This window comes from Algibacter sp. AS12 (assembly GCF_046736315.1).
Classification (GTDB): Bacteria; Bacteroidota; Bacteroidia; order Flavobacteriales; family Flavobacteriaceae; genus Algibacter_B; species Algibacter_B amylolyticus.
In genome coordinates this window covers 1,607,351-1,621,217 of sequence record NZ_CP151841.1, presented here as the reverse complement: position 1 = coordinate 1,621,217, position 13,867 = coordinate 1,607,351, and the positions used below count along the sequence as shown (strand labels likewise).

Sequence of the window (13,867 nt, the reverse complement as noted above, 5' to 3'; positions counted from 1 at the left end):
CCAAATTCCAAATATTGGATTTCGAGATTTGTTTATTGGAATTTTTAATAGGTTATGATGGGTCTACTAAAAATAATGGTTGATCGAATTCTACCGGAGAAGAATCGTCTACTAATATTTTAACTATTTTTCCTGAAACTTCAGATTCAATTTCATTGAAAAGTTTCATGGCTTCAATAACACAAAGTACATCACCTTCGCCAATAGTTTGACCTACCTCAACAAATAAAGGTTTATCTGGAGCTGGTTTTCTATAAAAAGTACCAATTATAGGTGATTTTATTGTAATATATTTTGAGTCTTCTGAAGCTGGAGCTGCTGCGGCTGCAACTGGTGCATGCGCTTCGGCAACTGGTGCTGCAGAAATAACTGGTTGTGGTTGTAATTGAGTAGCAGGAACCTGATGCACTATTGTAGTGTCTGAATCTGACCCTGTCCTAATGGTGATTTTTATATCGTCCATTTCTAATTTAACCTCACTTGCACCAGATTTGGCTACAAACTTAATTAAGTTTTGAATCTCTTTAATATCCATATTATTACTAATTAGTTAGTGGTTATTATTTTGAATTATAGGCCCATTTTAAATAAATGGCTCCCCAATTGAATCCTCCTCCAAAGGCTGCAAATATAACATTATCTCCTTTTTTAAGTTGCGATTCGTAATCATTTATAAGTAAAGGTAAGGTTGCAGATGTAGTATTTCCATACTTTTGAATATTCATCATAACCTTACTATCATCTAGTTCAATACGTTGTGCGGTGGCATCAATAATACGTTTATTTGCTTGATGCGCAGCCAACCAATCTACAGTATCTTTTGTTAAGTTGTTACGCTCTAAAATTTTAACAGCAGCATCAGCCATATTAAACACGGCATTTTTAAATACTGTTCTTCCTTCTTGAAAAGCATATTGCCCGCCATTTTCTAAAATCTCTGCAGTTAGTTTGTGAGATGACCCTCCGTAAGTGGCTTGTAAAAACTCTCTACCAGTACCATCACTTCTTAAATACTCATCTTGCAATCCTAAGTTTTCGTCGTTAGCTTCGAATAAAACAGCTCCTGCACCATCGCCAAAAATAATACATGTTGCTCTATCTTTATAATTAATAATAGACGACATTTTATCGGCTCCGATAAGCAATACGTTTTTATATCGACCTGATTCAATATAACTTGCAGCGACAGACATTCCGAATAAAAAACTTGAACATGCGGCATCCATATCAAAAGAAAAAGCATTAGTTGCTCCAATTTCTGATGCTGTGTATGATGCTGTTGAAGCGGCTTTCATATCTGGAGTTGCAGTGGCAACGATAACAAGCTCGATTTCTTTTGGGTCAATCCCTTTTTTGTTTATTAAATCTTGTGCTGCCTTAATAGCTAGGTACGATGTTCCTTTTCCGTCATCTTTAAGAATGCGACGTTCTTTGATCCCTGTTCTAGAGGTAATCCATTCATCGTTTGTATCAACCATCGTTTCAAGAATTTGATTGGTTAATACATATTCTGGCACATAAGCGCCTACAGCTGTAATGGCTGCTGAGATTTTACTCATACCTTTTAAGTTTGTTTGACCAAAAAATCGTTAAAATTGGACAAAAACATCCAATATTTTAGGAAAACTACTAAATTTTGGCCTAATAATATACAAATTACGCGTTTTTGTGATTTAGAAAAAGTATTTCATAAAAAAAACGCTCATAAATGAGCGTTTTATATATGCATGCATAATATAATTATGCTACGTTTTCTACTTCTTCAGAATTGTCAATTAATACTTGACCTCTGTAGTATAATTTTCCTTCATGCCAATGCGCTCTGTGATATAAATGAGCCTCACCTGTTGTAGGGCATGTAGCAATCTGTGGCGCAGTTGCTTTGTAATGTGTTCTTCTTTTATCTCTTCTTGTTTTCGAGATTTTTCTTTTAGGATGTGCCATTTTATATGTTTATTTATCCGTTAATAATTTCTTTAATGTATTCCAACGAGGATCTGTTTCCTCTTCTTTGTCTTTCTTATCTTTAAGCTTTGGGCTTAATTCTTCTAATTTTTCAAGTATCTCTGAATCTAATGTACCATCTTCAACTCCTGGATGTATTCTTTTAATTGGTACAGCAAGTATAATTAACTCGTAAATATACTGCTGAATGCTAACCTCGTAAGTGCCATGAGGTAAAATTAAAATATCAATATTTTCATCATTATACTCATCGCCAAACTTAACAACCAAGTCAAATTCATTTTCTACAGGTTGGTTAAACGGCTCATTTGTTAAATCGCAGTTTATATTAACCCATCCAGAAATTTTAAAATGTAACTCTAATAATGTTGACTTTTTATCTAAAATAAGATCAACATTAATGTTTACGTCATTAAAATCTTCATACTCAAAATGTTCAAAGAACGCTTGCTCAACTTTGTACTCAAAATGATGTTTACCAACTTTTAATCCCACAAATGGGATTGTAAACTCTTTTAATAGCTTCATAACCGCATCTATTTTGAGCCTGCAAATATATAAATTTTTATTTACCTAGCACGAGTTATCAACATTTTTTTAATTATGTTTTTACAGGCTTGTTTTTATTAACTTTTTAACTAATAATCAACCAATTAACGATGTACTTTTCTAGGGGCTTTCTTTAATGGATTTGCAGTGAGTTGTTCATAACTCATCCTGTTTCTATAAATACTAATAGCACTAAATACTGCTTCCTTAAAAGAATTTTCGTCGGCAACCCCTTTACCTGCTATTTCGTAAGCTGTACCGTGATCTGGCGATGTTCTTACTTTGTTTAATCCCGCAGTGTAGTTAACACCTTGACCAAAAGACAGCGTTTTAAACGGTATTAATCCTTGATCGTGATACGATGCTATAATGGCATCGAAATTCTTGTAATTATTGGATCCAAAAAAACTATCGGCGGCGTAAGGACCGTAAACTAATTTACCTGTATCCTTTATTTTTTTTAGTGTAGGTCTTAATACATCGTCATCTTCAGTACCTATTACACCATTATCTCCGGTGTGCGGATTTATACCTAAAACAGCTATTTTTGGTCTTTCTATTTTAAAATCTTTTTTAAGCGAATTGTAAACCGTGGTTATTTTTTGCTCAATTAATTCTGGAGTTATATGAGTAGCTATATCTTTAACAGGTACATGATCGGTTAATAAACCAACCCTAAGTGTATCTGTAATCATAAACATTAAACTTTCACCTTCTAACTCCTGTGCTAAATAATCCGTATGTCCAGGGAATTTAAAATCTTCCGACTGAATATTATGCTTATTAATAGGTGCAGTTACTAAAACATGAATTTCATTTTCCTTTAATGCCTTAGTAGCAGCTTCTAAAGATTTAATAGCAAAATTTCCAATTTTAACATCTTCTTTACCAAATTCAATTTTAACAGGCTCATTCCAACAATTAAGCACATTCACCTTATTTTGAACAATCTGACTTATATTATTTATTATGTTGAAATTAATTTCCGACTTAAAATGCGTTTTAAAAAAAGTCATGGCTTTTGCCGATGCAAAAATCACAGGTGTGCAAAAATCTAAAAACCTTGGGTCTTCAAAAGTTTTTAAAATAATTTCTCCCCCAATTCCATTTAAGTCACCTATAGATATACCTACAATTATATTTTCTTCTTCGTTCATTAGAAATGACAACTTTTGTTCGTAATTTTGAAACTCTTATACTAGCGCAAATTTAACCAAATAAACAAACAATACTATGTTTACGGGAATTATTGAAAATATTGGTGTGGTTTCAGATTTGAAAACCGAATTAGAAAACCTTCATATAACTATTAAAAGCACCATTACTCCTGAACTTAAAATAGACCAAAGTGTAGCCCATAACGGCGTTTGCTTAACCGTAGTTAAAACAAATAACGACGAATATACAGTAACGGCAATAAAAGAAACGCTTGACAAAACAAGTATTGGAACACTTAAAGTAAATGATAAAGTAAACCTTGAACGCGCCATGAAACTTGGCGATCGATTAGATGGTCATATAGTGCAAGGCCATGTAGATCAAACAGCTGAATGTATAGATATTAAAGAAGAAAACGGCAGTTGGGTATTTACATTTAAATATGATAGTACTTTGAACAATATTACTATTGAAAAAGGATCGATAACAGTTAACGGTACAAGTTTAACGGTAGTAAACTCTAAAAAAGATACCTTTAGCGTAGCTATTATACCATTCACTTATGAACATACAAATTTTAACACCTTTAAAATTGGAACGCTTGTAAACTTAGAGTTTGATGTTTTGGGGAAATACGTTGCAAAACTTGTTAACTTAAACAAATAACTTGTTAGCCACGTTTGTTTAAAGACAAAAGCTTTTTACCACCATATAACATGGCAAAAACTACACCTACTAAGATTCCTCCATCAATAGGAAGACCTGGTGGCGGTGGCGGACCTGGGACAGGTGGCTCCGGAATAGACTGAGCTGCACAGACAAAACTTATTAATACAAATAAGATTGAGGCAAAAATTCTTTTATTTTGTATTATCATTTGGTTGCAAATGTATAAAAAAAAGCGAGTTTGCAAAATATAATTCGTTGAACCCACTTAAAAATACCTATGAAAACACCAAAAACATCGACAAGATGTAATTTTTATCAGCGTTTTCACTTATTCCTTGTAGGAAAATAATTAATAATTTAAATAAACAGTTACCCTCACTTTTTATTTACAGCGTAAATATATGTATTTTAACGTAAACCAAAAAGAATATTACTCCCTTACTAATTAAAACATTACATAAAGTATGATGCTCTTTACATTTTGGTACGCCAAAAACAGCATGATAGTCCGACTAAACTGTTTCACTTCTATTTTTAACGCTTAAAAAGTAAAAATATTTAAAACAACTACTCTATTGATTAAAACTGAAAAGCATAAATAAATTACATATTTAAGAAGGATGTGGAAAATTGTAAAACCGTAGATAAAAAATAAAGCATATAAAAAGAAGTGAGATTTTAATGTTTACCAAGACTCCAAAATAAAAAAAGCCTTTCAAATACATGAAAGGCTTTGCAATTTCTAAGTGGTCCCACATGGACTCGAACCATGGACCACCTGATTATGAGTCAGGTGCTCTAACCAACTGAGCTATAGGACCGAAATTGGAGTGCAATATTACTACTTATTTTAATTGTTAGCAAGAAAAATTATTGCTTTATCTCTTGGCACAACTCAATTAAAACTCCGTTTGCTGTTTTTGGATGTAAAAAAGCAACCAATTTATTATCGGCTCCACGCTTTGGTGTTTCGTTTAACACAGTAAACCCCTCTTCTTTAAGTCGCTTAATTTCAGACAGTATATCATCAACATCGAAAGCAATATGATGGATGCCTTCGCCTTTTTTTTCTATAAATTTTGCAATAGGGCTGTCTTTTTTAGTAGCCTCTAATAATTCAATTTTATTTTCACCAACCTTAAAAAAAGAGGTGTTTACACCTTCACTTTTAACTTCTTCGGTTTTATAATGTGCTTTTCCGAATAGTTTCGAAAACAAATCATTCGAATCTTTAAGGTTTTTTACGGCAATTCCTATATGTTCTATTTTATTCATCCTTAATTGATTTTATTCATTTCCGCGAAGGCGAAAATCTTTTAAAAATAGTCCTTTTGTCATTCACTTTAAAAAGGGAAATCTCTGAATTCAAACTAAAATCCATATCAAAATACGAAAATAGCGCACTAAAAGTAACATAATCTTTAAATAACCGTTATTTTTGCAATCTAAACCTTTAATAGGTATTAAATAATGAGCGACATAGAAGAAAGTCAAAGACAAAAGAAAATAGGATCTGTATTACAAACCGACTTAGTTGATGTATTACAAAGAGCTGCCACAGAAGGCGGTATGCGTGGTGTTTTAATTTCTGTTTCTAAAGTAAAAGTTACTGTAGATTTGGGCGTTGCAAAAGTTTATTTAAGCATTTTCCCAAATAACAAAGCTAAAGAATTACTAGAAGGTATTAAATTTAACACACCTGCAATTCGACATGAGTTAGCGCAACGTACCAGACACCAACTGCGCCGTATGCCTAATTTAGAATTTTTTATTGACGACTCTTTAGAATATATAGACCAAATAGAAAAATCTTTAAAAGGAAAAGAAAACCCAATAAAGGATCCTTCTATTTTAGATAAAAGAAAAAAACATTAAGTCTTACATTACCTTTTTAATGGTTTGTTTTAACATTCATTTTGTAATTATAAATTCATAATATTACAATTATGAATGTTTCTCTGTACATAGCAAAACGCTACCTCCGCTCTAAGAGTTCTAACAACGCTATAAACTTTATAACTTACATTGCTATTATTGGAGTTATTTTGGGGTCTGCATCCTTATTTGTTGTGCTCTCTGGGTTTGCAGGCTTAAAAGATTTTACATTACAATTTACTAGCCAAGTGGATCCAGATTTAAAAGCTGAAACCACCTTGGGAAAATCGTTTAGACTAACGCCCGAAGAAGCCCTAAAACTCGACGCTCTAACAGATATTGCGAGCTACTCGAAAATTATAGAAGAACGTGTTTTTTTAGCTGTCGATGATAAAAATAGCTTTGCTGTTATTAAAGGTGTCGATGAACATTTTCAAGATGTTGTGGATATTGATTCGACGTTGGATCATGGCAGTTGGTTTGAGCAAAAATCGAATCAGCTTGTTTTGGGCTGGGGCATTTCAAACAGTTTATCATTAGGCGTTTTAGATTTTAGCAAACCTATAACGGTGTATGTTCCTAAACCAGGAAAATCGCAAATAACATCTACTAAAAATGCCTTTAATACTGTAAAAGCTATTAGCGTGGGTGTGTTTAATATTAACGAACAGTTAAATGACGCTTACGTTTATGCGCCAATAGATTTAGCTAGAAACTTATTAAGTTATAAACCCAATCAATTTACAGCATTAGAGTTTAAACTAAACAATGGTGTAGATGAAACTCAAGCCAAAGCAAACATAAAAGCAATTTTAGGCGACAAAGTTATTTTAAAAAACAGAGCGCAATTAAACGACGCCTTATATAAAATGTTAAACACCGAAAACTTAGCTGTTTATCTTATTTTTACGCTCGTATTGATAATTGCCTTTTTTAACGTAATAGGGTCGTTAATTATGATGATGTTAGATAAAAAACGTAGCTTAAACACCTTATTTAACATAGGCGCCACAGTTAAAGACATTAAGAAAATATTCTTTTACCAAGGTAGTTTAATGAGTATTGTAGGCGGTATTATTGGTTTAATTTTGGCACTAATAATTACAGGTTTGCAAAAAACATTTAGTTTAGTTATGATTACCCCAACGCTTGCTTACCCTGTTACCATAAAGTTTGAAAACATTATTTTAGTGTTTCTAACCATTTCTGTTTTAGGTGTGGTAGCCTCAAAAATTGCATCTGCACGAATTACAAAAAGCCTTGTTAAAGGTTTTTAATAGCTAAACTTACGCGAGTCCTCCTATAATCTTTAATAGCCTTAATCATACTATTAAAAAAGAGTTAAATCAACTAAAAAAGTATTGTGTTTGGTGTTTTTTTTATAATTTAAAAAAACGAAACCAAAAATGATATTTTCAACCTCAAATACAAAAACTTATGAGCTTAAATAATAAAGCAATTATTGTTACAGGAGCATCGAAAGGCATTGGTAAGGAGATTGCTATTCAATTAGCAAAAAACGGAGCCAAGGTAATAGTTAACTATTCTAATAGTGATGCCGAAGCCCAAGACACAGTGAATACCATTATAAAAAATGGAGGTACAGCTGTTGCCATTAAAGCAGATGTTAGTATTAAACCAGAGGTTACGCATTTATTTGACAAAGCCATAGAAACCTATGGTAAGGTTGATGTATTGGTTAATAATGCTGGTATTATGATATCTAAATTAATTAAAGATAACTCTCAAGACGATTTTACAAACCAATTTGATGTAAATGTACGTGGTGTTTTTAATGCCTTACAGGAGGCTGATAGCAAATTGGCAGATAACGGGAATATTATAAATGTATCGTCGAGTACTACAAAATTAATGTTTCCTACGTATGGTATTTACTCTGCAACTAAAGCTGCTGTGGAGCAAATGACACGTGTATTCTCTAAAGAAATTGGCCGCGGTATTTCGGTAAATGCTATTGCCCCGGGCGCTACTGAAACGGAATTGTTTTTAAAAGGGAAATCGGATGAATTTATTGATAGGCTAAGTAGTATGAATGCTTTTAATAGACTTGCAAAACCTATTGATATTGCTAATATTGTTGTGTTTCTAGCCAGTGATGAATCGAAATGGATTTCTGGACAGGTTATTGGTGCAAACGGCGCTTTGGTTTAAAAACTACATTAGCAGATTGGTGCAAAAGCGATAGTAGCAGCATCCTTTTTTTGCTGCCATAAATGGCAAAAAAAGATATAGCGGATAGCGCAGTGGCTTGCCATTTGCCATAAATAGAAACAAACTACTCGGTAAATTGGTGGCCTGCAAACTTTTCTAGAACCTCATCGAAGGCTGCAAAAACATCTTCGGAATGATCGGTAGTTACCATTTTCATGCGGTATTCCTTAAAATGTGGTATGCCTTTAAAGTAGTTGGTGTAGTGGCGTCGGGTTTCGAAAACGCCTAAAACTTCGCCCTTCCAATCGATAGACATTTGTAAGTGACGACGGGCCGCCTCAACACGTTCTTCTAAAGAAATGGGCGCTAAATGCTCGCCAGTGTTAAAAAAGTGTTTTACTTGTTTAAAAAACCAAGGGTTTCCAATAGTTGCTCGCCCAATCATACAGCCATCTAAACCGTAATCATCTCGCATTTCCATGGCGCGCTCCGGACTTGTAACATCGCCATTTCCAAACACTGGAATGTGCATGCGTGGATTGTTTTTAACTTGTGCAATGGGTTTCCAGTTGGCATCGCCTTTATACATTTGTGCACGCGTCCTGCCATGTATGGCTATGGCTTTACAGCCTACATCTTGCAAGCGCTCTGCAACTTCGACAATTCGTATAGAGTTATCGTCCCAACCTAATCTGGTTTTAACCGTTATTGGTATGTTGGTGCGTTTTACCATTTCGGCAGTTAGTTGCTCCATTAAACAGACATCTTTTAAAATGCCTGCGCCTGCGCCTTTACTTACTACTTTTTTAACAGGACAACCAAAATTAATATCGATAATATCTGGTTTCGACTCGGCAACAATATCGATGGTTTGCAACATACTATCTAGGTTAGCTCCAAAAATTTGGATGCCTACCGGACGCTCTTTTTCGTAAATATCGAGTTTCATAACGCTTTTTGCTGCGTTACGTATTAAGCCTTCGCTAGATACAAACTCGGTATACACCACATCGGCACCCTGTTCTTTGCACAAAGCACGAAACGGTGGGTCGCTAACATCTTCCATTGGTGCTAAAAGCAATGGAAAATCTGGAAGTTCTATGTTGTCTATTTTTACCAAAATATTATTCGCCTAATTCTGTTATTTTTTTCTCGTAAAGCTTTTTGCTTTCTACAACAGCAACGTTTAGCTCTTGCATAATACCATCTACACGGTCTTCGATGCTTTTCATTTGTCCGTTTATAGAATCGAACGAGTTTAAAGCTGCAGCAACCTCAAGCGCTTTTACAACCTCAACAGCATCATTATGTAAAAGGCGTAGTTTGCCAATAGCATCGGCCGTATTTGCCAATGTACCGTTATACTTTGATTTTGCTTTGTTTATGGCTTTTAAAAGCGTGGTTCTACTTTTTTGGTCGCTTAAACTATTGGTTTGAGTTTCCATGGCAGTAAAAAGGTTTGCTGCTTTGGTTTTTAAATCCTCATACTCCTTGTTTAAGTTATTTACGCGTTTGTTTACTTTTTCCCAATCGCCATAAACTTTTGCAAACTCTCTATCTTCGTTTTTAGCATCTTCTAAAGCTGCTTTTAATGCGCCTAAAGATGTTAATCCTTTGGTTACATTTTTATTAGCGACTTCCTTTTTACTCTCGAATGTTGATACTTGCGATTTAAACTTGTCTTTTAAACGAATTAAATCTTCTGGACTTTTATCTTTCCAGCAAGAACTCATTACAAAAAGCACCAAAAGGAGTGCAAGGGATTTTTTAAACATAACTTTTAAATACATTAATTGGGCACAAATATACAATGAAGTATTAAAACAACACAACCAAGGCAAATACCTATTGCTTTACAAACTTTTTAACCACAAACAAATTGGTGTTTAAATGCACTTTTACAAAATAAAGACCTGGACTAAATGTGGCTACATTTATTACCGCTTCTTGCCCTTGATAAAGCTTTTTGAATTGCAAATTAAAAATTTCGACCGACAAAAAAGCGTCTTTACTTTTAAGGTTTAAAACATTTGTTGCTGGATTAGGGTACAGTGCCAGCATGTTACTTGTTTTAATTTTTGTGTTTGATAACACCTCGTCGTTAGTTGAAAATGAAATGAGTTTAGCATCGTCTGTAAATGTAAAACCTCCAAAAGTTTGAGAAAAAGATTCCGAAGTTAAATAATAGCTGTTTTCATCTATAAACGTGATAGCCTCAGCCTGTTCTTGACCTAAGGTTGATAACTGAGTTTGGGTGTTAGTTCCTGAAAACGCGTCTTCCGCGTTAAAACCTTCGCAGTCCCAAATAAAAGGCTGTAATGCTTGATTATAACCTACTAAATACAGTTTTCCTGTAGCTTCATTATAGGTTCCACCGGTAATAAGTCCGTTACTATTTAAGGTTGTAGCTTGTGGACTTATCGAATGCAAACCCGGGAGTTTAGGTATTAAATAAGCTTTGGTAACACCATCTACCCAGTTTTTTGTAAACAGCATTAAATTATCGGCGTTGTAAGATACCAATGCTTCGGCGTCCCAAATATTGTTATTAGGATTTGCTGTAAAATCGGTTTGATCGGCATAGCTATATGCTATAATTTCGGCAGTAACCGTTGAAGAAGCGGTATAATCTGCTTTACTAATTTTATAGATCTTTAAATTGGTTCGGTTGCCGTTGTTATTACCAATGTCGCCAATAAAAATTGATGTATCGTCTTGTGTTATATCCTCCCAATCTGCATTTGTAGCGTTACTTATAGTAACCGTTCTGCTAATTTGTTCGGTATTAACATCTACTTCATAAAGTTTGTTTTCGCCACCAGAATCGTTATGCGTAATCAATTTATTGTTAAAATAGATAATACCCGAAGATTCAGATAAACTAGTAGGCAACAAAAACTCTTCTTCAACATTAGCTATTTGCGCAAAAGCTCCAAATACGTTTAAAATAAAAAAGGGTATTAAAATTATATCTTTCATAGGTCTTAAAAGTTCCAAATGTACCATAAAATCACATATATTTATAAAAAATTAAGCTTTTGCAAATCCCTTTCGAGCCACAACTGTTTGGTTATAACATAAATGTACATTTGGTTTTAGAATACCTCGCCTTTTTTATAGCGTTTAGGTATTACGTATTTTTAAGACGAAAAAGTACCGATGTAATTTCGAGTAACAATAGGTTATCTATTATACTTGGCGCTGCTTTAGGAGCTTTAATTGGTTCGCGATTGGTTGGTTTTTTAGAAAACCCGCTTATTGAGTTTACTCAAGAAAACCTCATAAACCTTTTAAACACTAAAACCATAATGGGCGGTTTATTTGGTGGTTTACTGGGTGTAGAATTTGCAAAAAAGCGCATTGGCGAAAAACAATCGTCAGGCGATTTGTTTACGTTTCCTATTATTCTAGGTATTTTTATTGGTAGAGTGGGCTGTTTTCTTTCCGGAATAAATGAGTTTACCTATGGCTATGAAACGAACTCTGTTTTTGGTATGGATTTAGGCGATGGTGTTTTAAGACACCCGACTTCGCTTTACGAATTGGTGTTTTTAATTGTCTTGTTTTTTGGACTGAAAAAGATTAAAAACAAGGCTAATTTGAAGCGTGGCGACCTCTTTAAATGGTTTATGATATTTTATTTTGGTTTTCGTTTTTTTATAGAGTTTTTAAAACCAAATGTATTTTATGTATTTGGTTTAAGTAGCATTCAAATATTATGCATAATTTGTTTGCTGTATTATAGGAATACCATCGTTAAAGCTAAATTTAGCTGAGGGACACAGCGTTAAGGATTGAACGGTTTGTTTGAACTCCTCGCAGAGAGCGAGTAGTGAAAGCCCGCCGCTTGTGGTAACGCACAAAACATAGAAAAACTAAATTATGCCAGTTAGAAATTATACCTATTACGATTTTACGTTAAGCTTATGCCCTGAGTGTTTAAAACGTGTGGATGCTAAAATTGTGTTTGAAAACGGAAATGTTTATATGCTTAAGCGCTGCAACGAACACGGAAATTCTAAAGTTTTAATTGCCGACGATATTGAGTACTACAAAAACATTAGAAACTACAATAAGCCTAGCGAAACGCCATACAAGTTTAACACGCAAACCCATTATGGTTGCCCTTACGATTGTGGTTTGTGTCCAGACCACGAACAGCACTCCTGTTTAACCGTGGTAGAGGTTACAGACCGTTGTAATTTAACTTGCCCAACGTGTTACGCAGGGTCATCTCCAACTTATGGCAGGCACCGGACTTTAGATGAGGTTAAAACCATGCTCGATACCATTGTTAGAAACGAGAAGGAACCAGATGTGGTACAGATTTCGGGAGGCGAGCCAACGATTCACCCACAGTTTTGGGAGATTCTGGATTATGCAAAATCCTTACCTATTAGGCATTTAATGTTGAATACGAATGGTATTAAAATTGCAAAGGATATCGCTTTCGCGGAAAGACTAAAAACCTATGCTCCAGATTTTGAAATTTATTTACAGTTCGACTCTTTTGAAAATAGCGTGTTACGAGAACTTCGTGGCGCCGATTTAAACCATATACGTAAACAAGCTGTTGAAAATTTGAATGCTGTAAACCTATCGACCACCTTAGTGGTTACTTTACAAAAAGGGTTGAATGATGGCGAAATAGGTAAAATTATTGATTATGCTTTAAAGCAAAAATGTGTGCGTGGTGTTACGCTACAGCCTACACAAATTGCGGGTCGTTTAGATAACTTTAACCCTGAAACAGACAGGATGACGCTTACCGAAGTGCGCAGAAAAGTAATGGAACAGACCGATATTTTTAATCCAGACGATTTGCTTCCAGTGCCTTGTAATCCCGATGCTTTGGTTATGGGTTATGCCTTAAAACTTGATAATGAAGTATTCCCATTAACCCGTTATATAAACCCTAACGATTTATTAGACAACAGTAAAAACACCATTATTTACGAGCAAGATTCGCAATTGCAAGATAAAATGATTGAGTTGTTTAGCACAGGAAACTCGGTTGAGGTAGCAGAAGAAAACCTAAAATCTATTATGTGCTGCTTGCCAAATATTGATGCACCAAATTTAGGTTACCATAATTTATTTCGTGTTATTATAATGCAATTTATTGATGCTTATAACTTTGATGTGCGCGCCATTAAAAAATCGTGCGTACATATTGTAGATAAAGACAATAAAATTATCCCTTTTGAAACCATGAATTTGTTTTACAGAGATGATAAAAAAGCGCGATTAGAAGAATTAAGAAAGGATATAGTATGATCACTTTACTTTTAGAAACAGACGCTTTAGGTTGGTACATAATTTTACTTATGTTTTTAGCTTCTGGTGTTCCAGTACTTTTATTAATACTTGGTTTAGCCATTAGAGCTAAAAGAAAAAAAGCATCAAATATTATTTTAATTATAACAGCAACTTATGCCATTATTGGTTTAGGTTTTTGCCGCAGTTTAATGCTTTAAAA

At 34.1% G+C, this 13,867-nt stretch carries 16 protein-coding genes and 1 tRNA gene; 7 read left to right on the top strand and 10 right to left on the bottom strand.

Annotation, left to right across the window (positions count from 1 at the left end; all coding sequences use genetic code 11):
- Window positions 1-52: 52 nt before the first annotated feature.
- From accB to pdxA, 5 genes are all read right to left on the bottom strand, one after another.
- Window positions 53-535: an acetyl-CoA carboxylase biotin carboxyl carrier protein gene (accB, locus tag AAFN75_RS06785; RefSeq protein WP_144114849.1), complete on the bottom strand. Its 483-nt coding sequence runs from the start codon at window positions 533-535 to the stop codon at window positions 53-55.
- Between the two features lie 25 nt (window positions 536-560).
- Complete coding sequence (locus tag AAFN75_RS06780) at window positions 561-1,559, bottom strand: beta-ketoacyl-ACP synthase III (RefSeq protein WP_144114848.1); 999 nt, start codon at window positions 1,557-1,559, stop codon at window positions 561-563.
- A 181-nt stretch (window positions 1,560-1,740) separates the two neighbouring features.
- Window positions 1,741-1,944 carry a 50S ribosomal protein L32 gene (gene rpmF, locus AAFN75_RS06775; protein ID WP_034042489.1) on the bottom strand — a complete coding sequence of 68 codons (204 nt, stop codon included), beginning with the start codon at window positions 1,942-1,944 and terminating at the stop codon, window positions 1,741-1,743.
- A 9-nt stretch (window positions 1,945-1,953) separates the two neighbouring features.
- Window positions 1,954-2,493, bottom strand: coding sequence for a YceD family protein (locus AAFN75_RS06770; protein WP_411808841.1), 540 nt, complete (start codon window positions 2,491-2,493; stop codon window positions 1,954-1,956).
- A 125-nt stretch (window positions 2,494-2,618) separates the two neighbouring features.
- Window positions 2,619-3,671, bottom strand: a complete 1,053-nt coding sequence (gene pdxA / locus AAFN75_RS06765) for a 4-hydroxythreonine-4-phosphate dehydrogenase PdxA (protein ID WP_411808840.1) — start codon at window positions 3,669-3,671, stop codon at window positions 2,619-2,621.
- A gap of 76 nt (window positions 3,672-3,747) precedes the next feature.
- Between pdxA and AAFN75_RS06760 the strand changes: the two genes are divergently transcribed.
- A complete protein-coding gene (locus AAFN75_RS06760; protein ID WP_411808839.1) occupies window positions 3,748-4,338 on the top strand; it encodes a riboflavin synthase in 591 nt (196 codons plus the stop codon).
- A 750-nt stretch (window positions 4,339-5,088) separates the two neighbouring features.
- Here the strand turns inward: AAFN75_RS06760 and AAFN75_RS06755 are convergent.
- Together AAFN75_RS06755 and mce are read right to left on the bottom strand one after the other, a co-directional pair.
- Window positions 5,089-5,162: transfer RNA gene (locus tag AAFN75_RS06755), tRNA-Ile, on the bottom strand.
- Window positions 5,163-5,211: 49 nt separating this feature from the next.
- Window positions 5,212-5,616 (bottom strand): methylmalonyl-CoA epimerase, encoded by a 405-nt coding sequence (gene mce / locus AAFN75_RS06750; protein ID WP_411808838.1) that lies wholly within the window; start codon window positions 5,614-5,616, stop codon window positions 5,212-5,214.
- Window positions 5,617-5,811: 195 nt separating this feature from the next.
- Here mce and rbfA point away from each other — a divergent pair, with 195 nt between their 5' ends.
- From rbfA to AAFN75_RS06735, 3 genes are all read left to right on the top strand, one after another.
- Window positions 5,812-6,216 carry a 30S ribosome-binding factor RbfA gene (gene rbfA / locus AAFN75_RS06745; RefSeq protein WP_144114843.1) on the top strand — a complete coding sequence of 135 codons (405 nt, stop codon included), beginning with the start codon at window positions 5,812-5,814 and terminating at the stop codon, window positions 6,214-6,216.
- Window positions 6,217-6,287: 71 nt separating this feature from the next.
- Complete coding sequence (locus tag AAFN75_RS06740) at window positions 6,288-7,493, top strand: ABC transporter permease (protein WP_411808837.1); 1,206 nt, start codon at window positions 6,288-6,290, stop codon at window positions 7,491-7,493.
- 160 nt (window positions 7,494-7,653) lie between these two features.
- Window positions 7,654-8,388, top strand: a complete 735-nt coding sequence (locus AAFN75_RS06735) for an SDR family oxidoreductase (protein WP_411808836.1) — start codon at window positions 7,654-7,656, stop codon at window positions 8,386-8,388.
- Window positions 8,389-8,512: 124 nt separating this feature from the next.
- Here the strand turns inward: AAFN75_RS06735 and dusB are convergent, their stop codons facing one another.
- The 3 genes from dusB to AAFN75_RS06720 form a co-directional block, all read right to left on the bottom strand.
- Entirely contained in the window at window positions 8,513-9,508 is a 996-nt protein-coding gene (gene dusB / locus AAFN75_RS06730) for a tRNA dihydrouridine synthase DusB (RefSeq protein WP_411808835.1), read from the bottom strand.
- A gap of 4 nt (window positions 9,509-9,512) precedes the next feature.
- The gene (locus AAFN75_RS06725) at window positions 9,513-10,163 is read right to left on the bottom strand and encodes a hypothetical protein (RefSeq protein ID WP_411808834.1); all 651 of its coding nucleotides are present in this window, start codon (window positions 10,161-10,163) and stop codon (window positions 9,513-9,515) included.
- A 70-nt stretch (window positions 10,164-10,233) separates the two neighbouring features.
- Complete coding sequence (locus AAFN75_RS06720) at window positions 10,234-11,367, bottom strand: T9SS type A sorting domain-containing protein (RefSeq protein ID WP_411808833.1); 1,134 nt, start codon at window positions 11,365-11,367, stop codon at window positions 10,234-10,236.
- A gap of 59 nt (window positions 11,368-11,426) precedes the next feature.
- Between AAFN75_RS06720 and AAFN75_RS06715 the strand changes: the two genes are divergently transcribed.
- The 3 genes from AAFN75_RS06715 to AAFN75_RS06705 all read left to right on the top strand — a co-directional run bounded on the left by AAFN75_RS06715 (window position 11,427) and on the right by AAFN75_RS06705 (window position 13,865).
- Window positions 11,427-12,164, top strand: coding sequence for a prolipoprotein diacylglyceryl transferase (locus AAFN75_RS06715; protein WP_411808832.1), 738 nt, complete (start codon window positions 11,427-11,429; stop codon window positions 12,162-12,164).
- Between the two features lie 106 nt (window positions 12,165-12,270).
- Window positions 12,271-13,665 carry a radical SAM protein gene (locus AAFN75_RS06710; protein WP_411808831.1) on the top strand — a complete coding sequence of 465 codons (1,395 nt, stop codon included), beginning with the start codon at window positions 12,271-12,273 and terminating at the stop codon, window positions 13,663-13,665.
- Window positions 13,662-13,865, top strand: coding sequence for a hypothetical protein (locus tag AAFN75_RS06705; RefSeq protein WP_411808830.1), 204 nt, complete (start codon window positions 13,662-13,664; stop codon window positions 13,863-13,865). The genes AAFN75_RS06710 and AAFN75_RS06705 overlap by 4 nt, the downstream gene beginning before the upstream one ends.
- Window positions 13,866-13,867: the final 2 nt, after the last annotated feature.